Below are 22288 nucleotides of genomic sequence, written 5' to 3'. Positions count from 1 at the left end.
CGGTTCTCAGACGCGGTAGCGGCGCAGGGCCGGCATCGCGACCGTCAGGGCCAGGGTGACCGCGACGACCAGCAGCCCGCCGCCGGCGACGGCCGTGCGGGTGCCCAGGGCGGATGCCGTGGTGCCGTGCAGCAGGTCGGCCAGGCGGGGACCGCCCACGACGACCACCGTGAAGACGCCCTGCATCCGGCCGCGCATCTCGTCGGTCGCCGCCGACATCAGGATCGCCATCCGGAAGACACCGGAGACCATGTCGGCGAGGCCGGCGACGACCAGGAACGCCACCGCCACCCACAGGCTGGTGCTCAGTCCGAAGCCCGTGATCGCCAGCCCCCAGGCGACGACCGCGCCGATCACCATCCAGCCGTGCCGGCGCGCCCGCGAGAACGTGCCGGAGAACAGGCCGCCGAGCACCGCGCCCACCGGGATCGCCGCGAACAGCAGGCCGTAGGCGAGTCCCTCCCCGTAGGGGGCGTACGTCTGGGCGGCGAGTTGCGGGAACAGGGCGCGGGGCATGCCGAAGACCATGGCGACGATGTCCGCGAGGAAGGAGAGCAGGAGCACCTTGTGCAGGGCGATGTAGCGGAATCCGGCCGCGATCTCCCGTGCGCCCGCCTTCCGGGAGGCCGCCGGCCCCGGCGGGAGCGGGGGCAGGCGTACGACGGACCACAGGGTGACGCACAGGGCGAGCGCGTCGATCAGATACAGCTCGGCGAGGCCGATGACGGGTATGAGGGTGCCGGCGAGCAGCGGTCCCGCGACCAGGCCGGTGTACAGGACGGTCATTCCCAGGGCGTTGGCCGCGGCGAGTTCCTCCTCGGGGACCAGCTGAGCGACGACGGCACTGCGGGCCGGTGAGTTCAGGCCGAAGAACGCCTGCTGGAAGGCGAGCAGGACCATCAGGGTCGCCACCGAGTCGAGGCCGACGAAAGCCTGGACCCAGAACAGCAGCGAGGTGACGGCGATGCCGGTGTTGGTGATCAGCAGCAGCTTGCGGCGGTCCATGCTGTCGGCGACCGCGCCGCCCCAGAGGGCGAACACGACGAGGGGCAGGAGTCCGGCCAGGCTCGCGTAGCCGACCCAGGCGGAGGACCCGGTGATGTCGTAGATCTGCTTGGGTACGGCCACGGCGGTGAACTGGCTGCCGACGGCTGTGACAGCGGTCGAGGACCACAGGCGGCGGTAGGCGGGGTGGCGCAGGGGCCGGGTGTCCATGGCCCAGCGGCGTCGGCCGCGCGTGCCCGTAGGGGGCTCGTCCGTGGGCGCGGTCGGTTGGGGATCTGCGTCGTTTCCGGTGCTGCTGTTGCTGGGGTCCACTGGTGTCCTGGTTGCTCGCTACATCCAATCGGCTCAGCTTTCAATATCACAAGAGCCGTCGGAGCCCCTCGCGGCGAGCGAGCGAGCGGCGCTTTCCAACAGCATGTCGAGGGCCGTGGGATAGGCGCTGGCGACCATGCGGGCGGCGAGCAGCGGGGCCGCCTCGGCGATGCGGGGGTGAGTGGTGCGGGGCAGGCGGGCGTAGGTCGAGCGCCACATGCCCTCGTCGGCGGCGAGGCTGGCGCGGGGAAGGGCCAGGGAGGCGGCGTCGAGAGCGGCGAAGGCCAGCGTCTGGTCGATGAACGCGTGGTAGATCCGTACCGTCTCCGGCAGCGGGAAGCCGGCCGTGCGCAGCACGTCGAGGATGGCCTCGTCGGCGGCCAGTTCGTTGGCGCGGCCCGTGACACGGCCGGCGGTCAGTACGGCGGCCTGTGGGTGGCCGACGTACACGGCGTGAATGCGCAAGCCGATGGCCCGCAGGTCCGGCAGCCACTCCCCTGTCGGCCGCCAGCCGTGCAGCGCCTGGCCGATGAGGGCGTCGCCGATGGCGAGGGTCAGGTCGTCCATGCCGCGGAAGTAGCGGTAGAGGGTGCTGGGGTCGGCGTCCAGGGCAAGGCCCAGGCGGCGGGCGGTGAGGCCGGCGCTGCCGTGTTCGCGGAGCATGCGCAGGGCGGTGTCGACGATCAGCTGCTCGGACAGCACGGTGCCGCTTCTGGTGGGACGGCGGCGCCGCCGTTTCTCCTCCGGCACGACCTGCTTCGCCATGGCAACCCCTCCCGCTCTTATGCCAACGCCATTGACCTTAGGCGACGGCAAGGCGTTGGATCGGCGGACAACGGCCTCAAAACCTTCGCGAACAGGGAGTTCTGCCATGCGTGTGCTGCTCGTGGGCGCCGGCGGTGTGGGTACCGCGATCACCCGGATCGCCGCCCGGCGCTCCTTCTTCGACCGGATGGTCGTGGCCGACTACGACCTCGCGCGGGCCGAGGCGGCGGTCGCCGCGCTCGGGGACGCGGACCGGTTCGTGGCGGAACGGGTCGACGCGTCCGACGAGGCCGCGGTGGCGGAGCTGCTGGCCCGGCACGGGTGCGACGTGCTGCTCAACGCGACCGACCCGCGCTTCGTGATGCCGCTCTTCCGCGCGGCCCGCGCCGCCGGGGTGACCTATCTCGACATGGCGATGTCCCTATCGCGCCCGCATGCCGAGCGGCCGTACGAGGAGTGCGGGGTGAAACTCGGCGACGAACAGTTCGCGGAGACCGACGACTGGGCGAAGGCTGGTTCGCTGGCCCTCGTCGGCATGGGCGTGGAGCCGGGCATGTCCGATGTGTTCGCCCGTTACGCGGCGGACGAGCTCTTCGACGAGATCGAGGAGATCGGCATCCGTGACGGAGCGAACCTCACCGTCGACGGCTACGACTTCGCGCCGTCCTTCAGTATCTGGACGACGATCGAGGAGTGTCTCAACCCGCCGGTCGTCTACGAGGCCGGCCGGGGCTGGTTCACCACGGAACCCTTCAGCGAGCCGGAGGTGTTCGACTTCCCCGAGGGCATCGGCCCGGTGGAGTGCGTGAACGTGGAGCACGAGGAGGTGCTGCTCGTGCCGCGCTGGATCGACGCGCGGCGCGTCACCTTCAAGTACGGCCTGGGCGACGAGTTCATCCGGACCCTCAGGACGCTGCACCTGCTCGGCCTGGACCGCACCGACCCCGTGACCGTCCCGAGCGCCGCCGGCCCGGTCGCCGTGTCGCCCCGGGACGTCGTCGCCGCCTGTCTGCCCGACCCGGCGACGCTGGGCGAGCGCATGCACGGCAAGACGTGCGCGGGTACGTGGGTCAAGGGCACGAAGGACGGGGCGCCGCGCGAGGTGTACCTGTACCACGTGGTCGACAACCAGTGGTCCATGGCGGAGTACGGCTCCCAGGCGGTGGTGTGGCAGACGGCCGTCAATCCGGTCGTCGCCCTGGAACTCGTCGCCACGGGTGCCTGGTCGGGCTCGGGTGTCCTGGGCCCGGAGGCGTTCCCGGCCCGCCCGTTCCTGGACCTGCTGACGGCGTACGGCTCGCCGTGGGGGATGCGCGAGCAGTGACGTCTACGGAGCGGACGGTTTGCCCTTCGTGCCGATCCAGGTGCGGAACAGCTGGTCCAGGTCCTTGCCGGACACGCGCTCGGCGAGGGCGGTGAACTGGGCGGTCGTACCGTGCCCGTTGCGGTGCTGGGCGGCCCAGGTGCGCAGGATCTGGAAGAACGCCCGGTCGCCGGTCGTCGTGCGGAGCTTGTGCAGGGCCATCGCGCCGCGGTCGTAGACGGGCCTGGCGAAGATGTTCGCGCCGCTGCCCGGGTCGGCGGGCGGGAACGACCAGAGGGCGTCGTCCGCGGCCGTGGCGTACCGCTCGTCGAAGGTCTTCTGCGCGCTCGGGCCGCCGTGCTGTTCCGCGTACAGCCACTCCGTGTAGGTCGCGAAGCCCTCGTTGAGCCAGATGTCCTTCCAGCTGGTGAGGGTGACGGAGTCGCCGAACCACTGGTGGGCGCTCTCGTGGACGAGGGTGCTGAGGGCGGGCGCCCGGTCGTACACGGGACGGGTCTGTGTCTCCAGCGCGTAGCCGACCTGCGGGGCGCGGTCGACGATGGCTCCGGCGGCGCGGTACGGGTAGGGGCCGAACAGCTTGGCCTCCCACTCCAGGACGGACGGCAGTTTCTTCAGCACGGCTGCCGAGGCGGCCGCCTCGCGCGGATCGACGGCGTTGTAGACCTTGATGCCGCTCGGGGTGGTGTACTGCTCGACCTTGAACTTCCCGACCGTGGCGGTGGCCAGGTAGGCGGCCATCGGCTCGGTCTGGCGCCAGCGGAAGGTGGTCCTGCCGCCCGCGGTCTTCTGACCGAGGAAGACGCCGTTGGCGACGGCGGTTCGCCCTTGGGGAACCGTGATCGTGAAGTCGTACGACGACTTGTCCTTGGGGTGGCTGTTGCCGGGGAACCAGGTCATGGCGCCCTGCGGTTCTCCGGCGACGAACGCCCCGTCGTCGGTGGGGATCCAGCCGTCCTTCGAGCCGTCGGGGTCGATGACCGGTCCGGGGACGCCCGTGTAGGCGACGGCGACCTTGAACGTCTGGTTCCTGTTCAGGGCGCGGGGCGGGCTGACGATCAGTTCCTGTCCGGAGCGCCGGAAGCCCGCCTTGACGTTGTCGACGGTGAGAGCGGTGACCTTCAGGCCGTTGAGGTCGAGGTTGAAGCGCGTGAGTTTCTGGGTGGCGCGGACGGTGAGTACGGCCTTGCCGTCGAGGCGGCGGCCGGTGGGGTCGTAGCGGAGGTTCAGGTCGTAGTGGCCGACGTGGTAGCCGCCGTTCCCGGACAGCGGGAAGTACGGATCTCCCACTCCGGGGGTGCCTGTCGTCGCGGCTCCCGCGGGTCCGGCCCCGGCCAGCAGGGCCGCGAGGGCGACGGGCACGGTCGCGACGACGGCGCCACGGTGGAGAACCGCGGTGCGTGTGCCGGCGTACGTCCTGGGAGGTCTCACGCGAGCTCCTACGGTATGCGGTCTGATCATCTTCAGGCTGTTCACCCTAGAGGCGCCACCCCACGGATTTCTTCCTCCTTCTGGCCAGGTCTCCTTCTGGCCAGGTTGCGGGGCGCCGGGACCGGACAGATCATTCTTTCGGTCCCGTATCCCCCAGCCCGCCGGAGGCCCCGCGTGACCGTCCGCGTCCGTCGCGTCTACGAACCGTCCGAGCCGGACGACGGCGTACGCGTCCTGGTCGACCGGCTGTGGCCGCGCGGCCTGTCCAAGGACGCGGCGCACGTCGACGAATGGCCGAAAGCGCTCACCCCGTCGACCGAGCTGCGCCGCTGGTACCACGCCCAGGAGGACCCGGGCGGCACCTACGACGAGTTCCGGCGCCGGTACGAGGCGGAGCTGGCCGATCCCCAGGCGGCCGAGGCCCTGGACGCGCTGCGCCAACTCGTCGGCAAGGGCCCGGTGACGCTCGTGAGCGCCACCAAGTCCCCTGACCAGAGCCATGCTTGCGTACTGGCCGAACTGCTGACGTCCGGCGGAAAACCCTAGGCCGTCGCCCGCGCGGCGGCCCGGCCCGCCGCGCGGCCCGAGAACAGGCAGCCGCCGAGGAACGTGCCCTCCAGGGCGTTGTAGCCGTGCACGCCACCGCCGCCGAAGCCCGCCACCTCGCCGGCCGCGTAGAGCCCCTCGACGGGCTCGCCCGCCGCGCCCAGGGCACGTGAGTCGAGGTCCGTCTGGATGCCGCCGAGGGTCTTGCGGGTGAGGGTGTGCAGTTTGACACCGATGAGCGGGCCGGCCTCGGGGTCGAGGACGCGGTGCGGGGTGGCGGTGCGGCCGAGCCGGTCGCCGATGTAGCGGCGGGAGTTGCGGATGCCCTGGATCTGCGCGTCCTTGCTGTACGGGTTGGCGATCTGGAGGTCGCGGGCCTCGATCTGGCGGCGCACCCGGGCCACGTCGAGGAGCGGCTTCTCGGTCAACTCGTTCATTTTTCCGATGAGTCGGTCGAGGGTGTCGGCGACCACGAAGTCCGCGCCGTGCTTCACGAAGTCGGCGACCGGGCCGGGGGCGCCCTTGCCGAGGATGCGCTCCTTGAGGAACGCCTTGCGGTTCTTGGCCGTGATGTCGGGGTTCTGCTCGGAGCCCGACAGCGCGAACTCCTTCTCGATCATCCGCTGGGTGAGGATGAACCAGGAGTGGTCGTGCTCGGCGAGGTCCTCGGTGGTGCGCAGGTACTTGAGGGTGCTGAGGGTGTCGTACCCGGGCAGGCAGGGGTCCGGGAGGCGGCGGCCGAGCGCGTCGAACCACATCGAGGACGGGCCCGGCAGGATGCGGATGCCGTGGCCGGGCCAGATGGGGTTCCAGTTCTGGATGCCCTCGGTGTAGTGCCACATGCGGTCGCGGTTGACCAGCCGGACACCGGCCTGGGCGCTGATGTCGAGCATCCGCCCGTCGACGTAGGCGGGTACTCCGGTGACCATGTTGGCCGGTGCCGTGCCGAGCCGTTCGGGCCAGTACTGGCGCACGATGTCGTGGTTGGCGCCGATGCCGCCGGTGGTGACGATCACGGCCTGGGCGGTGAGTTCGAAGTCGCCGATCCGGTCCCGGTTGGACGCCACTCCGCGCGGCGAGGTGTCCTCGGCGAGGACGGTGCCCCGCACCCCGCGCACGGCGCCCTCGTCGACGACCAGGTGGTCGACCTGGTGGCGGTAATAGAAGGTCAGCAGCCCGTCCCGGGACGCCTGCTTGGCGCTGAGCACGAACGGCTCGACGACTCCGGTGCCGGTGCCCCACGAGACGTGGAAGCGCGGTACGGAGTTGCCGTGCCCGTGGGCGCGCAGGTCGCCGCGTTCCGCCCAGCCGACCGTCGGCAGGAACGAGATGCCGTGGCCGGCCAGCCAGGACCGCTTCTCCCCGGCCGCGAACTCGACGTAGGCGCGCGCCCATTTGGCCGCCCAGGAGTCCTCGTCGTCGAGGCGGTCGAACTGGGCGCTGCCCTGCCAGTCGCTCCAGGCGAGGTCGAAGGAGTCCTTGATGCCGACGCGTCTCTGCTCCGGTGTGTCGACGAGGAACAGCCCGCCGAACGACCAGAAAGCCTGTCCGCCGAGGTTGGCGGCGTTCTCCTGGTCGATGAGTGCGACCCGCCGGCCCTTGCTGGTCAGTTCGTGTGCCGCGACCAGTCCGGCGAGGCCGGCTCCGACGACGATGACGTCCGCATCCATGGCGACCGTTCCCTTTCTCATTCGCCGCTGTGCGCGGCCGGGTTGTCGCTGCCGTCGGTGAGCAGTGCGGTGAGCAGCTGCTTGAGCCACGCGCGCGCGTGCTCGACGTCCTTGTCCAGCAGCAGTTGGGTCGTGACCCCGTCGTACGCGGCGATCACCGCGTGGGCTGCGCCCTCGGTGTCGCCGAGTACAGCGGGCAGTTCGGTGTGTCCGGTGGCGCGGGCGAGCCGGTCGGCGACGGCCCGCCGCAGCCGCTCCCGGTGCTCCAGAAGGGTCTGTGCGACGGCGGGGTCCCGGGCCGCGTGGACCAGGAAGTCGGTCTTGACCAGCAGCCAGTCGAGGTCGAGCAGCAGGACCTCGGTGACCCGGTCGACGGCGGCGGGCACGTCGAGGTCCGGACCGTCCAGGGCGAGTGCACCCGCGACCTGCTCGGCGATCAGACCGGCGCGCTCCGCATAGAGGGCGAAGAACAGTTCGTCCAGGCTGTCGAAGTTCGAGTAGAAGGCACCTCTGCTGTAGCCGGCGGCCTCGCAGACCTCTTCGATCGAGACCCGCCCGAACCCCTTCGCGGCGAACACCGCGAACGCGGCCGTCAGCAGATTCGCCCGCGTCCGGACGCGCCGCTTGGTCACCCGCCCGGTTGTTCCCTCGACCGCCATGTCCGCCCTCCGTTCGATACGGAAATGTATCCGATACATCGATGCATCCAAAGGGTTCGGGGCGGGCGGATTTCCCCGACCCCCAAATAGGAACGTACATTCGAATAGCGGAGTACGCTGGTGCCATGACCGCGCATCTCCAGGGCTCGCTCTTCGACCAGACCGACGAGGTCCGGCTCGGCGCGCTGACCGGCCTGCGTCGCACGCCGCTGGGCCACGGCGCCTGGATCGACGTTCTGCCCGGTTGGCTCGGCGGGGCCGACGCCCTGTTCGAACAACTGGCGGCCGAGGTCCCGTGGCGGGCCGAGCGCCGGAAGATGTACGACCAGGTCGTTGACGTACCCCGGCTGCTGGCCTTCTACGGCGAGGGGGACGCGCTGCCGCACCCGGTGCTGGCTCAGGCGCGGGACGCGCTCGGCGCGCACTACGCCGCCGAGCTGGGGGAGCCGTTCACCACAGCCGGGCTCTGTTACTACCGGGACGGGCGGGACAGTGTCGCCTGGCACGGGGACCGGATCGGGCGCGGTGCGCGGGAGGACACCATGGTCGCGATTCTCTCCGTGGGCGCGCCGCGCGACCTGCTGCTGCGGCCGGTGCGCGGCGGCGAGACGGTACGGCGTCCGCTGGGACACGGCGACCTGATCGTGATGGGCGGCTCCTGCCAGCGGACCTGGGAGCACGCCGTACCCAAGAGCACGCGGGCCGCGGGTCCGCGGATCAGCGTGCAGTTCCGGCCGCGCGGGGTGCAGTGAGACGGCGTGCGCCGGGGTGGAGAGGCGGCCGGTGGAACAGGGCCCCTCGCCCCGTCGTGATCCAGTCCGTGGCCGTCTGCTTTGCTGTGTGTCATCGGGGAGCGAACTGCAGAACGGGAAGATCATGCGGGCAGACGTCCACCAAGTCGCCGATGGCATTTACCTCGTGCACGGCAGCAACACCAACTGGGTGATCCTCACCGAGGGGGATGCCGCCACTCTGATCGACACCGGGTACCCCGGGGACCGGAAACTGGTCCTCGACTCGCTTGCGCAGGTGGGGAGTTCACCGGAGGCGGTCGCGGCGATACTCGTCACGCACGCCCACAACGACCACATCGGCTCGGCCGAGTACCTGCGTTCCACGTCCGGCACGCCGGTCCTGGCGCACGAGGCCGAAGTACCGCACGCGCGCCGGGACTTCCTGCATCAGGTGAGCGTCGGGGAGGTACTGAAGAACGGGTGGCGGCCCGGCGTACTCCCGTGGGCGGTGCACGCGATCCGCTCCGGCGGCACCGCGCAGGTTCCGGTCACCGAGCCTCACCCGTTCCCGGAGTCGCTCGACCTGCCGGGCGGACCCGTTCCCGTGCACACGCCCGGGCACACGGACGGGCACTGCGCCTTCCACCTTCCCGATGCCGGGGTCGTGGTCTCGGGCGACGCGCTGGTCAGCGGGCATCCGACGTCACGTGTGAAGGGGCCGCAGCTGCTGCCCGACATGTTCCACCGCGAACGCGCCCGTGCCGTGACCTCGCTGGACCTGCTGGAACGGCTCGCGGCGGATGTCGTCCTGCCCGGCCACGGGCCCGTGCACCACGGCAGCGTGCGGGAGGCGGCCCGGCAGGCTCGGGAGAAGGCTGCTTGACCTGGCGCTCTAAAGTGAGGTGACGATCACCGGCGGAACGAGAACGGCTCAGCCATGGCATTGCAGATCAGCGCCACCAATCCCGAGCACCCCGCACTCCTGCTCGAACTGCCGTGGCACCTCCCTCTGGAGGAGTGGCCCGACCACTACCTCGTTCCGCTCCCCCGCGGCATCTCCCGGCACGTCGTGCGCTACGCACGCGCCGGAGACGAGGTCATCGCCGTCAAGGAGCTGGCGGAACGCCCCGCACTGCGCGAGTACGAGCTGCTGCGCGACCTGGACCGCCTCGGCATCCCCGCCGTCGACCCCCTCGCCGTGGTCACCGGACGCGCCACGGACGAGGGTGGCGCCCTGGAGCCGGTGCTGATCACCCGTCACCTCGGCGGCTCGATGCCGTACCGCTCGATGTTCGAGACGACGATGCGCCCGGCCACCATGCACCGCCTGATGGACGCGCTGGCCGTGCTGCTGGTCCGGCTCCACCTCGCCGGGTTCGCCTGGGGCGACTGCTCCCTGTCGAACACGCTCTTCCGGCGCGACGCGGGCGCATACGCGGCCTACCTGGTCGACGCCGAGACGGGCGATCTGCACCCCCAGCTCAGCGACGGACAGCGCGAGTACGACCTCGACCTGGCCCGGGTCAACATCAGCGGCGAACTGCTGGACCTGGAGGCGTCCGGGGCGCTGCACCCGTCCGTGGACCCGATCGAGTTCGGCATGGAGATCTGCGCCCGCTACCAGCGGCTGTGGCAGGAGCTGACCCGCACCTCCGTCTACCCGGCGGGCAAGTACCACTACATCGAGCGCCGCATCCGGCGTCTCAACGAGCTCGGTTTCGACGTGGCCGAGATGCAGATCGAGCACTCCTCGAACGGCGACACGGTGACCTTCGTACCGAAGGTCGTCGACGCGGGCCACCACCAGCGGCAGTTGCTGCGGCTGACCGGGCTCGACACCGAGGAGAACCAGGCGCGGCGGCTCCTCGGCGACCTGGAGTCCTGGATGGCCACCCAGGACGACTACGAGCCGGGTGACCCCCTCGGTGCCAGCCCGGAGGTACTCGCGCACCGCTGGGTGCGGGAGGTGTTCCGGCCCACCGTGCGGGAGGTGCCGCGCGAGCTGCGCGGGAACGTGGATCCCGCCGAGATCTACCACCAGCTCCTGGAACACCGCTGGTTCCTGTCCGAGCGCGCGCAGCACGACATCGGCCTCGACACCGCGGTCAAGGACTACATCGCGAACATCCTGCCCAAGGCCCGCCAGTCGCTGCCCCTGCCTACGGACGAGGCGGCGCCGCCGGTCTGAGTCACTCGTAGGGCACCACGGCGACCGGGCAGTGCGCGTGGTGCAGGACGCCGTGCGTGACGGAGCCGATCCGCGCGCCCAGGGCCGAGCGGTGGGCGCGCCGTCCGACGACCAGGAGCTGCGCCCGCGGGGCCACCGACAGCAGCACCTCACCCGCGCTGCCCATCTCCACGTGCTCTGTGACGGGCACCTCGGGGAAGCGTGCGCGCCACGGTTCCAGCGCGGCCGTGAGCGCGCCCCTCTCGTACGGTTCCAGGCCCCCGGCGTCGTCGAGGAGCTTCATCGAGCCCGGGCTGTAGGCGAACAGCGGCGGCAGACTCCACGCGCGTACCGCCCGGACGGCGGCGCCGCGAGCCGCGGCGGCCTCGAACGCGAACCCCAGGGCGGCGGCGCTCTCCTCCTGGTCGCCGTGCTGCCCCACGACGACCTCGCGCCCGGCGGCCTCGTCGGAGGCCCGGTCCTGCGCGCGGACGAGGACGACGGGCCGCACGGACTCGGCGATCACGTGCTGCCCGACGGAGCCGAGCAGGAACCCGACGACGGCCCCGTGCCCACGGGAGCCGAGCACCAGCATCTCGGCGTCCGCCGCGGCCTCGGCCAGCGAGTGGGCCGGGCCGCCCTCGACCACGTCGACGGTGACGGTCAGTTCCGGATGGTGCTCGGCGACGGTCCGCGCCGTCTCGTCCACCCCGTCCCGCACCCACTGGTCGTGGGTCTCACGGCTCGCGGCACCGAACGCCTGGTCGGGCACCTGCTGCCAGACATGCACCACATGCAGTGGGAGATTCCGGCGTACGGCCTCGCGGGCCGCCCAGGCCAGCGCGGCGTGGCTCTCCAGCGATCCGTCGACCCCTGCCGTGATCGGGCGCGTCATACGGCTTCCTCCGTGTCGTGATCATGTGTGCCGGGCCCAGTCTTGCCTACCGTGTACCCATGACACTGGAGTGGGAACAAGTGATCGTGGACGCGGCGGACCCGGGCGCGCTGGGGAGCTGGTGGGCCGAGGCGCTCGGGTGGACGGTCGTCGACGACTCCGCCGAGGAGTACGAGATCCGGCCGGCACCGGACCGCCTGCCCGGCCTGCTCTTCGTACGGGTCCCGGAGGCGAAGTCCGTCAAGAACCGGCTGCATCTCGACTTCCGGCCGGACGACCAGCGGGCCGAGGTCGACCGGCTCCTCACCCTCGGGGCGCGGCACGCGGACATCGGCCAGGGAGAACAGCCGTGGACCACTCTGATGGACCCCGAGGGCAATGAGTTCTGTGTGCTCGCCGCTCGGCGGCGGTGACCGGAGCGAAGCAGGGAAGATCGAACATACGATAGGACAAAGGTGGCGCGGCATCGGGCCGGCGTCGCCCGGTGATTCCGATCGCCCGGGTGGGAGACGTGACGTATGGCACAGGCCGCGGACGCAGCGCGGACGGTCATCATGACCGTGGACGACGACCCCGGGGTGTCCCGGGCCGTCGCCCGTGACCTGCGGCGGCGCTACGGCGAGTCGTACCGGATCGTCCGTGCGGAGTCCGGCGAGTCCGCGATGGACGCGCTGCGGGAGCTGAAGCTGCGCGGTGATCTGGTCGCGGTGATCCTGGCCGACTACCGGATGCCGCAGATGAACGGCATCGAGTTCCTCGAACAGGCCCTGGACGTCTACCCGGGGGCGCGGCGCGTGCTGCTCACCGCGTACGCCGACACCAACGCGGCGATCGACGCGATCAACGTCGTCGACCTCGACCACTATCTCCTCAAGCCCTGGGATCCGCCGGAGGAGAAGCTCTACCCGGTGCTCGACGATCTCCTTCAGGCCTGGCGGCACAGTGACTTCCGGCCTGTGCCGAGCACCAAGGTGGTCGGTCACCGCTGGTCGTCCCGTTCATCGGACGTACGGGAGTTCCTGGCCCGCAACCAGGTCCCCTACCGCTGGTACTCCACCGAGGAGCCCGAGGGGCAGCGGCTGCTGGCGGCCTGCGGTCAGGACGGGCAGCGGCTGCCGGTCGTGATCACGGCGGACGGTACGGCGCTGGTCGAGCCGGAGGTGCCGGAGCTGGCCTCACAGGTGGGGCTGGCGACGACGCCCACGGCCGACTTCTACGACCTCGTCGTCATCGGCGGCGGTCCGGCCGGGCTGGGCGCGGCGGTGTACGGGGCCTCGGAGGGGCTGCGGACGGTGCTCGTGGAGCGGTCGGCGACCGGCGGTCAGGCCGGGCAGAGTTCGCGGATCGAGAACTACCTCGGCTTCCCGGACGGGGTGTCCGGCGCCCAGCTCACCGATCGGGCGCGGCGCCAGGCCACGAAGTTCGGCGCCGAGATCCTCTCGGCGCGCGAGGTGACGGGCCTTGAGGTGAGCGGTGCGGCGCGGCTCGTCCGGTTCTCGGACGGGTCGGCGATCGCCGCGCACAGCGTGATCCTGGCTACCGGGGTGTCGTACCGGCAGCTGGAGGCGCCGGGCGCCACCGAGCTGTCGGGCTGCGGGGTGTTCTACGGGTCGGCGCTGACCGAGGCCGCCTCCTGCCAGGGTCACGACGTGTACATCGTCGGCGGCGCCAACTCGGCGGGGCAGGCGGCGATGTACCTGTCCAGGGGCGCCAAGTCGGTCACGCTGCTGGTACGCGGAGCGGACCTCACAGCGTCGATGTCGCACTACCTGATCCAGCAGATCGCCGAGTCGCCGAACATCTCGGTGCGGGCCGGCACGGTCGTCGAAGCAACGCACGGCGGCGACCACCTGGAGCAGCTGACGTTGCGCGACACGGCGAGCGGGCAGACCGAACTGGTCGACGCGCAGTGGCTGTTCGTGTTCATCGGCGCGGCCCCGCTGACCGGCTGGCTGGACGGCACGGTGCTGCGCGACGAACGCGGGTTCATCCTGGCGGGGCCCGACCTGACCCCGGACGGGCGGCCACCGGCGGACTGGGAGCTGGACCGGCCGCCGTACCACCTGGAGACCAACATCCCCGGCGTGTTCGTCGCCGGGGACGCCCGCGCGGAGTCCGCCAAGCGGGTCGCGTCCGCCGTCGGAGAGGGAGCCATGGCAGTGATGCTCGTCCACCGGTATCTGGAGCAGTCGTGAGCGGCCGGGTGATGCCGTGCAGCCCCGAGGAGGTCGGGGCGCTGTTCCTGTTCGAGAAGCTCACCGCCGAGCAGCTCGGCAGGCTGTGCAGCGAGGGCCAGGTCGAACTGTTCGACCCGGGGCCGGTGTACGCGGAGGGCGACCCTGCCACCTGCTTCTACGTGATGATCGAGGGCACGGTCGTCCTGTCGCGCCGGGTCGGCGCCGACGACGTCGAGGTGAACCGCACCTCCCAGTCCGGCGTGTACTCGGGAGCCATGCAGGCGTATCTCAGCGACGGGGAACCGCGGCGGTACCTGAACTCGATGCGGGTCACGGAACCGACGCGGTTCTTCGTGCTGTCCTCCGACTCGTTCGCGGCGTTCATGCAGGAGTATTTCCCGATGGCGGTCCATCTGCTGGAGGGGCTGTTCTACGGTTCGCAGACCACGCAGCGGGCAGTCGGGCAGCGTGAACGGCTCCTCGCACTGGGCTCGTTGTCCGCCGGGCTGACGCATGAACTCAACAACCCGGCCGCCGCGGCCGTACGGGCCACGTCGTCGCTGCGGGACCGGGTGGCGCACATGCGGCAGAAGCTCGGGGTCATCGCCTCGGGCCCCTACCACCGCGACGCCCTGAAGTCGCTGGTCGACATCCAGGAGCGTACGGCCGAGCGGGTCGCCAAGTCCCCGGCACTGAGCCCGCTCGAAGCCTCCGACCGGGAGGACGAACTCGCCGACTGGCTCGACGACCACGGTATCCAGGGCGGCTGGCAGATCGCGCCGACCTTCGTGCAGGGCGGCCTCGACGTCGACTGGCTGGAGCAGGTCGCCGCGGCCGTGGACGCGGAGATGCTCCAGGCGGCCGTCGGATGGCTCAACTACACGGTGGAGACCGAGCTGTTGATGACGGAGATCGAGGACTCCACCACCCGTATCTCGCATCTCGTCGGCGCCGCCAAGCAGTACTCGCAGCTCGACCGCGCCCCCTACCAGGTCGTCGACGTGCACGAACTCCTCGACAGCACGCTGCTGATGCTGTCGGGCAAGATGGGCTCGCGCGTCAAGGTCGTGAAGGACTACGACCGTTCGCTGCCGAGGATTCCGGCCTACCCCGCCGAGCTGAACCAGGTGTGGACCAACCTGATCGACAACGCCGTCTCCGCGATCAACAGTGCGGGCGGGGATGGCACGTTGACCGTACGCACGGCACAGGTGCACGACCGGCTGCTGGTGGAGTTCCGCGACACGGGCCCGGGCGTGCCTGCGGAGATCCGCGGCCGGATCTTCGACCCGTTCTTCACCACCAAGCCGGTGGGTGAGGGCACGGGACTCGGGCTGGACATCTCCTGGCGGATCGTCGTGAACAAGCACCACGGGGACCTGAAGGTCGAGTCCGTGCCCGGTGACACCCGCTTCCAGGTCCTGCTTCCGCTCACCGCCGCCGACCCCGACCCCGAACCGGTACAGGAGCCGTCATGACCAAGGACACCGGAATCGACCCCGCCGTCCCGCCCACCGGCGCCGGCTGCGTCGAGTGCGACGCGGACGGGGGGTGGTGGTTCCATCTGCGGCGCTGCGCCCAGTGCGGTCACATCGGCTGCTGCGACGACTCCCCCGCCAAGCACGCCACCGGCCACTTCCAGGAGACCGGCCATCCGGTGATCCGCAGCTACGAGCCGGGCGAGGGCTGGTTCTGGAACTTCGAGACGTCCGAGCTGTACGAGTCCGGGCCCGCCCTCGCTCCCCCGGCCAGCCACCCGGCCGACCAGCCCACACCGGGACCCGCCGGACGCGTCCCTGCCAACTGGGCAGAGATGCTGCGCTGAGGGCCCTGTTCACACAGGCGAACCGCAAGGGCCGTCCAAGGGCACATCACCCGAGGACTCCGGCCGCGAGGGAGCCGCAGGGGCGCTCCACACCGGCTGAGGCGCCCCGGAGGCGACCGAGCAAAAAAAGCGGGCCTGTCAGTGGTCCGTGCCAGGATTGATCTGTGCCGCAGAACCTGTTCAACACCCCACTCATCGGCCGGGACGACGAACTGACCCGTCTCGCCGGTGTGCTGGACCGTGCCCGTGTCCGTGAGGCCCGTGCCGTGCTCATCGCCGGGGATGCCGGGGTGGGGAAGACGCGGGTACTGGCGGAGGCGGCCGGGCGGGCCTCGGACAGCGGGATGACCGTGCTCACGGGGCACTGTGTCGACCTCGGTGACGTCGGACTGCCGTATCTGCCGTTCACCGAGATCCTGGGGGTGCTGACCGCCGACGAACGGTTCACGGACGTGCTTGCCGCGCACCCCGTCGTCGGGCGGCTGCTCGGTGGCGGGGCGGAGGACGGGGAGCGGGACGCGGGTGGGCGGCTGCGGCTCTTCGAGGGCATGGCCGGGCTGCTGGCCGACGTCACCGAGGTCGCTCCGCTGCTGCTCGTCCTGGAGGACCTGCACTGGGCGGACCAGTCGTCCCGGGATCTGCTGCGGTTCCTGCTCAGCCGGGGTGTGCTCCAGGGCCCGGCCGGCGGCGCGCCCGGCCACCGGCTCGCGGTGTTCGCGTCGTACCGCGCGGACGATCTCCATCGTCGGCATCCGCTGCGCCCGCTGCTGGCGGAGCTGGTGCGACTGCCCGCCGTGGAGCGGCTGGAACTGCGGCCGATGGGCGACGCCGAGGTGGCCCGGCTGGTGCGTTCCCTGGGCGGGGGCCCGCTGTCCGACACCACCGTGCGCCGGATCGTCGAGCGTGCCGAGGGCAACGCCTTCTACGCGGAGGAGCTGCTCGCGGCCACCGACGCGGAGTCGGGCGGTGTCCCCAGTGGGCTCGCCGACGTTCTCCTCATTCGCTTCGAGCAACTGTCCGACACCGCCCAGCAGGTGCTGCGTACGGCCGCCGTGGCCGGGCGGCGCGTCGAGCACGACCTGCTGAGCGATGCCGTCCGACTGCCACAGGACGAGCTGGAGTCGGCGCTGCGCGAGGCGGTGGGACGCCAGCTCCTCGTTTCCGACGAGGGTGACACCTACTCCTTCCGGCACGCGCTCGCCCGCGAGGCCGTCTACGCCGATCTACTGCCGGGCGAGCGGTCGCGGCTGCACGGGGCGTTCGCGCGGCTGCTGGCCGGGCGGGGCCGCCCTGCCGAGAGTGCGGCCGAGCGCGCCCACCACTACCGGGAGAGCCACGACCTGGCCGAGGCGCTCACCGCGTCCCTGGAGGCCGCGGACCACGCCCAGCGGGTCGGCGCGCCCGCCGAGGAGCTGCGGCATCTCGAAACCGCCCTCGACATGTGGCCGACGGTGGAGGCGGGCACGCGTCCCACGGGGCCGGGGCTGGACACGGTGACCCTGATGCTGCGGGCGTCCGCCGCGGCCGCGCACGCCGGGGACTCGCACCGCGCGGTGTCGCTCACCCGGGCCGCACTGGCCGGGGTCGGGCAGGACGCGGACGCCGAACTCGCGGCCCGCGTCCGCTACACGCTCGCGGACAACCTCATGACCATCGACCACCTGTCGGCCGCGTTCGCCTACAGCAGCGAGGCGCTCGCCATGATCCCGGCCGACCCTCCGTCGCGGACGTGGGTGTGGGCGGCGGCCACCCATGTCATGGCGGCGCGGCTGATGGGCGACAACGACACCGCGCTGCGGGTCGCCCGGCAGGCCCTGGCCGTCGCCGAGGAGCTCCAGCTCCTGGACGCCCGGGCCGATCTCATGATCTCCGTGGCCGGTCTCGAAGTCGGCGGCCGGCGCACGCCCCGGGGCCGCGAGCGGCTCCGGGAGGCCCGGGAACTGGCGCGCCGGGCGGGCAGTTCGCCGGTGGAGATGCGCGCGCTGTTCAGTCTGGCGATCGGCTGCTTCGAGTCGGGTCTGCTGGACGAGTGCCTGCCGTGGCTCTCCGAGGGCCTGGACCGGGCCCGCCGCGCCGGCCTTCTCTCCTCGCCCTACCCGCTGGAGATGCGCTATCTGAACTCCCTGGTGCTGTACACGCTGGGCCACTGGGACGAGTGTGCCCGCGCGGCGGCGGCCGACGCGGATGTGCTGCCCGCGTCGGCGGGCTATACGACAGGGCCCTCGCTGTACGTGGCGCTGGCACGCGGGGACGCGGGCGCCGCCGACCGTGCGCGGGCTCTCCTCGACGGCCCGTTCGACTGGATGGCGACGCTGGTCGCGGGCGTCGTGCTCACGGACGCCGCCGCCTTGGCAGGAGACCCGGAGGCGGCCGTCGAGCGGGTGCACAGCACGGTGAAGGCGCTCACCGACGATGCCGGGGCGCGTCCGGACGTCGCGGTGCGGCTCGCTGCCCTCGCCCTGTCCGCCGTCGCCGACAGGGCCGCCGAGCTGCGTCGGACCGGCGACGAGAAGGGCACGCTCCGCTGGACGGAGACGGCGGCCGAACTGCTGGAGCTGGCCCGCTCCCGCGCCGCGGCCAGCGCCAACGGCAACGGCGCCCCGCAGGGGCCGGAAGGACTGGCCTGGCTGGCCCGCGCCGAGGCGGAGTGGACCCGGGCCACGGCCGGCCCGGATGCCGAGGCCTGGGAGCGGGCGGTCACCGCGTTCGACTTCGGCGAGGTCTATGAACAGGCGCGTTGCAGAAGGCGGTTCGCGGAGGCCCTGCTGGCGGACGGGCGCCGTGAGGAAGCGGCCGCACAGGCCGGCGCGGCCCGTGAGACGGCACTGCGGCTGGGCGCCGCGCCCCTGCTCCAGGAGGTGGACGCCCTGATCCGCCGCGCCCGGCTCACGGACCCGTCCCCCACCGACGCCCGCGCCTCCTCGACACCGCCCCTGACCGCCCGTGAACAGGACGTCCTGCGTCTGCTCGCCCTGGGCCGCAGCAACCGTCAGATCGGCGAGGAACTGTTCATCAGCGGCAAGACGGCCAGCGTCCACGTCTCCAACATCCTGGCCAAGCTGGGCGCCGCGAGCCGGGGTGAGGCGGTGGCGGTCGCCTACCGGGAGGGTCTGATCCCGGCAGTGACGAACGCGGGGACGAAGGAGGAGTCGGCGCCGGGTCCGGGCTGAGTGCGGAGTCCGCTGCGGTGGCGTAGGCGACGGGCCGCGTCGAGTCCCTGCCCCACTGGCTACTCGTCCGCCGCTCTGATGAAGGACTGGATCGCTGTCGCCGCGGCCCCGCGCGCCCACTCCTCGAAGGGCAGCGGCCTGGTCAGTACGTCGCACCGGGCGGCGGATCCAAAGGCTGTGGCCGTGAACGCGTCGCGGATCTGCTCGGCGAACAGGTCGTACGCGGCCAGTCCCTCGCCGGAGATGATCACGCGCTCGGGGCCGAGCAGGTTGGCCACGGTGGCGATGCCCCGGCCGATCGCCTCGCCCGCCCGCGCGTACACCTCCCGTACGCCGGGGTGGCCGGCGTGGGCCAGGGCGACGGCCTCGGCACTGCGGGTGACCTCGGTGCCCGTGACCTCCCGGACCCGGGCGAGGATCTCGGCGTCGCCCGCGAACGCCTGGAGGCAGCCGCGGTTGCCGCAGTGACAGAGCGGGCCCGCCGGGTCGACGCTCATGTGCCCGATCTCCCCGGCGACCCCGTACGCGCCCGCGACCACCCGCCCATGGACCACGAGTCCGCAGCCGATCCCCGCACCGACGGTGACCACGGCGAAGTCGGACAGCCCCACGCCGGCGCCGAACCACTGCTCGGCGACGGTCAGCGCCCGGACGTCGTTGTCGACCGTGACGGGCAGCCCCGTCGTCATGCCGGCGAGTTCCGCGAGCGGCACGTCCCGCCACGCCAGGAACGGCGAGTAGCGTACGGCGCCCTCGGTGCGCTCCACCTCGCCGGCGACGGCGATGCCGCAGCCCAGTACCGGCACCCCGAAGCCGTCCGCCTCGGTGAGCAGTTCCCGGACCAGCTCGGCGACCGAGGCCAGCACAGCCCTGGGGGCACGGGCGGGCAACGGGAGGTTCCGGGCGACGCGGATGCGGCAGCACAGGTCGGTGAGCACACCGAACATCCCGTCGCCGGTGATCTTGATGCCGATGAACAGCGCCCGCCCGCCGTCGACGCGTACGAGGGTCGCGGGGCGCCCCAGCGCGGGCCGTGTCCCGGCGTCCGCGTCCTCGACCAGGTAGCCTGCCGCGATCAGCGGGCGGACCGCCTTCGTGACGGCGGCGGCGGACAGCCCGGCGCGCCGGGCCGCGTCGGCGCGGGTGAGCGGACCGTGCGACAGAACCGTGGTGAAGATCTGCGAGGCGGCCGGCGTGGCAGCCGGAAACACCTCCGCACGGAAGGTCGAGGGCATGTTCCGGAACCTAGATCGCTTAATTTCCCCTGTCAATGAAAGAAGCATGTTCGGGATGAACCTTCACCGCAGTCCCCTCTAGACTTGCGAAAGGCCGATACAGGCATCCCATTGACACATGATCCATGGTCGCGCTTGGCTTCGCCGAGTAACGCCAGTTCCACGAACGTGAGGCACCATGCCGCTGATCTCCCACTCCCCGGACACCGGGGTCTGGCTGCTGTCCACCCCGCGCACGTCGTACGCGCTGCGGACCGACGAGAGCGGCGCGCCGTGTCATCTCGCGTGGGGGCCCCGGCTGACCCCGGCGGAGGCGGACGCGCTCGTTCCGTCGGCGCAGGACACGGTGAGCAGCTTCGAGGGGCGGTCTCCGGTGGGCGAGGAGCTCCCCGTCGACGGTGGCACCCGCTACGGCCCGCCCTCGCTCCAGATCCGGTACGCGGACTCCTCCCGCGGCTTCGAGTGGGTGCCGACCGGCCACCGGGTCCTGGAACCGGCGGCCGGGGTGAGCGAGTTGGTGCTGGAGTTCCGCGACCGCCTCTACCCCCTCGACGTCGCGCTGCACTACACGGTCCGCGCCGACACGGACGTCATCGAACGCCGGACCGTGGTGCGCAACAACGGTGACGAGCACGTGGACCTGCTGCGCGCCGACTCGGCCGCCTGGACACTGCCGCCGCTGCGCGACTACCGGCTCAGCCATGTCACCGGCCAGTGGTCGGCCGAGAGCCAACTGCGGCGCGACACCCTGCCGTTCGGCGAGACCGTACTGACCAGCAGGCGCGGGATCACCAGCCATCACGCCAACCCGTGGGTGATGCTCGACGCGGGCGAGGCGACCGAGGAGCACGGCCGGGTCTGGAGCGCGGCCCTTGCCTGGAGCGGGAGTTGGCGCATCACGGCCCAGCGCACCCCCGACGGGCTGGCCGGCTTCACCGGGGGCGTGGGCCACGAGGGGACGACCGTTCCGCTGGCGCCTGGTGAGGAGTTCGCCACGCCGGTGTTCGCCGGGCTGTGCACGGACGGCGGGTTCGGGGCGGCGAGCCGTGCCTGGCACTCGTACACGACGACTCATGTGCTGCCCCGGGCGGGGGAGTTGGCGCCGGTGCTCTACAACTCGTGGGAGGCCACCGGCTTCGACGTCGACGAGGCGAGCCAGAAGGCACTGGCCGAGCGGGCCGCGATGCTCGGGGTGGAGCTGTATGTCGTCGACGACGGCTGGTTCGGGGCGCGGCGAAGCGACCGGGCGGGGCTGGGCGACTGGACGCCGACTCCGGAGCGCTTCCCCGAGGGGCTCGGGCCGCTGGCCGCCTCCGTGCACCGGCTCGGGATGCGGTTCGGGATCTGGGTCGAGCCGGAGATGGTCAATCCGGACAGCGCGCTGTACCGCGAGCACCCCGACTGGGTCCTGCACGTCCCCGGCCGGGCCCGTACCGAGATGCGCAACCAGCTCGTGCTGAACTTCGCGCGGGACGAGGTCGCGGACTGGGCGTACGGCTGGCTGACCCGGCTGGTCGGGGACCACGGAGTCGACTTCCTCAAGTGGGACATGAACCGCGCGTTCGGCGAGTCGGGCTGGCCGGGGCAGCGGGACGGCAACGACCGGCTGTGGACGCGGTACGTGGCGAATCTGTACGGCGTCATCGACCGGCTGCGCGCCGACCATCCCGGGCTGCGGGTGGAGACGTGCAGCGGCGGCGGTGGCCGGATCGACCTGGGCATCCTCTCCCGTACGGACCAGGCGTGGACGTCCGACAACACGGATGCCGTGGACCGGCTGGTGATCCAGCACGGTTTCGGGCAGGTGTATCCGGCGCGGGCCATGTCGGCGTGGGTGACCGACGTGCCCAATCAGCTCACGGCGCGTTCGGTGCCGCTGCGGTTCCGTTTCCACGCGGCGATGTGCGGGCTGCTCGGCATCGGCGGTGACCTCACGCGCTGGTCCGAAGAGGAGCTCGCGGAGGGTGCGGCACTGGTCGCCGAGTACAAGAAGGTGCGGCAGCTGGTGCAGCACGGTGAGCTGTACCGGCTGTCGGGGCCGCTCGGGGAGGAGCCGACGGTGGTGCAGTACGTGGGCGAGGGTGCGGCCGAGGCCCTGGTGCTGGGCTTCCGGTACGGCCCGCGGCACGGCCTCCCCCATGTCCCCGTGCGGTTGCGGGGCCTCACGCCGGGCGCCCGCTACCGGGACGCGCACACGGGTGCCGTCCACCATGCGAACGTGCTCAGCGAGTACGGGATGCGGCTCGATCTCGCGCCCGGCGACTGGTCCAGCACGGCCGTGCACCTGGTGCGCGTGCAGGAGTCGTAGCCGGCCCGTCCCCGGCCGGTGAATCCCGGCCGGGGAACTGCGGCGCCCCGACCGGGCGTTATAGGGTC

At 71.6% G+C, this 22288-nt stretch carries 18 protein-coding genes; 11 read left to right on the top strand and 7 right to left on the bottom strand.

Annotation, left to right across the window (positions count from 1 at the left end; genetic code table 11):
* Positions 1 to 6: 6 nt before the first annotated feature.
* Positions 7 to 1317 (bottom strand): MFS transporter, encoded by a 1311-nt coding sequence (locus ACH4TV_RS14315; RefSeq protein ID WP_398397725.1) that lies wholly within the window; start codon positions 1315 to 1317, stop codon positions 7 to 9.
* Positions 1318 to 1350: 33 nt separating this feature from the next.
* Positions 1351 to 2082, bottom strand: coding sequence for a TetR/AcrR family transcriptional regulator (locus ACH4TV_RS14310; protein ID WP_398397724.1), 732 nt, complete (start codon positions 2080 to 2082; stop codon positions 1351 to 1353).
* A 106-nt stretch (positions 2083 to 2188) separates the two neighbouring features.
* Between ACH4TV_RS14310 and ACH4TV_RS14305 the strand changes: the two genes are divergently transcribed.
* On the top strand, positions 2189 to 3406 hold the full coding sequence (locus tag ACH4TV_RS14305) for a saccharopine dehydrogenase family protein (protein WP_398397722.1): 1218 nt from the start codon (positions 2189 to 2191) through the stop codon (positions 3404 to 3406).
* Between the two features lie 3 nt (positions 3407 to 3409).
* On the opposite strand, the gene ACH4TV_RS14300 is transcribed toward ACH4TV_RS14305, so the two are convergent.
* A complete protein-coding gene (locus tag ACH4TV_RS14300) occupies positions 3410 to 4834 on the bottom strand; it encodes a M1 family metallopeptidase (protein WP_398397720.1) in 1425 nt (474 codons plus the stop codon).
* Positions 4835 to 5008: 174 nt separating this feature from the next.
* On the opposite strand from ACH4TV_RS14300, the gene ACH4TV_RS14295 reads away from it, so the two are divergent.
* Entirely contained in the window at positions 5009 to 5380 is a 372-nt protein-coding gene (locus ACH4TV_RS14295) for a DUF488 domain-containing protein (protein ID WP_398397718.1), read from the top strand.
* Here ACH4TV_RS14295 and ACH4TV_RS14290 read toward each other — a convergent pair.
* Both ACH4TV_RS14290 and ACH4TV_RS14285 read right to left on the bottom strand, forming a co-directional pair.
* Complete coding sequence (locus tag ACH4TV_RS14290; protein WP_398397716.1) at positions 5377 to 7050, bottom strand: FAD-binding dehydrogenase; 1674 nt, start codon at positions 7048 to 7050, stop codon at positions 5377 to 5379. The genes ACH4TV_RS14295 and ACH4TV_RS14290 overlap by 4 nt on opposite strands.
* Before the next feature lie 17 nt (positions 7051 to 7067).
* Positions 7068 to 7709 carry a TetR/AcrR family transcriptional regulator gene (locus tag ACH4TV_RS14285; protein WP_398397714.1) on the bottom strand — a complete coding sequence of 214 codons (642 nt, stop codon included), beginning with the start codon at positions 7707 to 7709 and terminating at the stop codon, positions 7068 to 7070.
* 125 nt (positions 7710 to 7834) lie between these two features.
* Between ACH4TV_RS14285 and ACH4TV_RS14280 the strand changes: the two genes are divergently transcribed.
* The 3 genes from ACH4TV_RS14280 (at position 7835) to ACH4TV_RS14270 (ending at position 10631) form a co-directional block, all read left to right on the top strand.
* Entirely contained in the window at positions 7835 to 8461 is a 627-nt protein-coding gene (locus ACH4TV_RS14280; RefSeq protein ID WP_398397712.1) for an alpha-ketoglutarate-dependent dioxygenase AlkB, read from the top strand.
* Between the two features lie 124 nt (positions 8462 to 8585).
* Positions 8586 to 9326: an MBL fold metallo-hydrolase gene (locus tag ACH4TV_RS14275; protein WP_398397794.1), complete on the top strand. Its 741-nt coding sequence runs from the start codon at positions 8586 to 8588 to the stop codon at positions 9324 to 9326.
* Positions 9327 to 9380: 54 nt separating this feature from the next.
* Entirely contained in the window at positions 9381 to 10631 is a 1251-nt protein-coding gene (locus ACH4TV_RS14270; protein WP_398397710.1) for a DUF4032 domain-containing protein, read from the top strand.
* Between the two features lies 1 nt (position 10632).
* Here ACH4TV_RS14270 and ACH4TV_RS14265 read toward each other — a convergent pair whose 3' ends face one another.
* Positions 10633 to 11505, bottom strand: coding sequence for a universal stress protein (locus ACH4TV_RS14265; RefSeq protein ID WP_398397708.1), 873 nt, complete (start codon positions 11503 to 11505; stop codon positions 10633 to 10635).
* Between the two features lie 59 nt (positions 11506 to 11564).
* Between ACH4TV_RS14265 and ACH4TV_RS14260 the strand changes: the two genes are divergently transcribed.
* The 5 genes from ACH4TV_RS14260 to ACH4TV_RS14240 all read left to right on the top strand — a co-directional run bounded on the left by ACH4TV_RS14260 (position 11565) and on the right by ACH4TV_RS14240 (position 18677).
* Positions 11565 to 11918, top strand: a complete 354-nt coding sequence (locus ACH4TV_RS14260) for a VOC family protein (protein WP_398397707.1) — start codon at positions 11565 to 11567, stop codon at positions 11916 to 11918.
* A gap of 105 nt (positions 11919 to 12023) precedes the next feature.
* Positions 12024 to 13700, top strand: coding sequence for an FAD-dependent oxidoreductase (locus tag ACH4TV_RS14255; RefSeq protein WP_398397705.1), 1677 nt, complete (start codon positions 12024 to 12026; stop codon positions 13698 to 13700).
* Positions 13697 to 15160, top strand: a complete 1464-nt coding sequence (locus ACH4TV_RS14250; protein ID WP_398397703.1) for an ATP-binding protein — start codon at positions 13697 to 13699, stop codon at positions 15158 to 15160. The genes ACH4TV_RS14255 and ACH4TV_RS14250 overlap by 4 nt, the downstream gene beginning before the upstream one ends.
* Positions 15157 to 15507, top strand: a complete 351-nt coding sequence (locus ACH4TV_RS14245; RefSeq protein WP_398397701.1) for a UBP-type zinc finger domain-containing protein — start codon at positions 15157 to 15159, stop codon at positions 15505 to 15507. Before ACH4TV_RS14250 ends, ACH4TV_RS14245 begins: the two co-directional genes overlap by 4 nt.
* Before the next feature lie 164 nt (positions 15508 to 15671).
* The gene (locus tag ACH4TV_RS14240; protein WP_398397700.1) at positions 15672 to 18677 is read left to right on the top strand and encodes an AAA family ATPase; all 3006 of its coding nucleotides are present in this window, start codon (positions 15672 to 15674) and stop codon (positions 18675 to 18677) included.
* Between the two features lie 59 nt (positions 18678 to 18736).
* Here the strand turns inward: ACH4TV_RS14240 and ACH4TV_RS14235 are convergent, their stop codons facing one another.
* The gene (locus tag ACH4TV_RS14235; protein ID WP_398397698.1) at positions 18737 to 19912 is read right to left on the bottom strand and encodes an ROK family protein; all 1176 of its coding nucleotides are present in this window, start codon (positions 19910 to 19912) and stop codon (positions 18737 to 18739) included.
* Positions 19913 to 20090: 178 nt separating this feature from the next.
* Here ACH4TV_RS14235 and ACH4TV_RS14230 point away from each other — a divergent pair, with 178 nt between their 5' ends.
* On the top strand, positions 20091 to 22220 hold the full coding sequence (locus ACH4TV_RS14230; protein WP_398397696.1) for an alpha-galactosidase: 2130 nt from the start codon (positions 20091 to 20093) through the stop codon (positions 22218 to 22220).
* The last annotated feature ends 68 nt before the right edge of the window (positions 22221 to 22288 follow it).

Source organism: Streptomyces sp. NPDC020898 (assembly GCF_044333925.1).
Taxonomy (GTDB): domain Bacteria; phylum Actinomycetota; class Actinomycetes; order Streptomycetales; family Streptomycetaceae; genus Streptomyces.
Note: the sequence above shows the minus strand (reverse complement) of the source record. Positions and strands in the feature narration are given on the sequence as shown.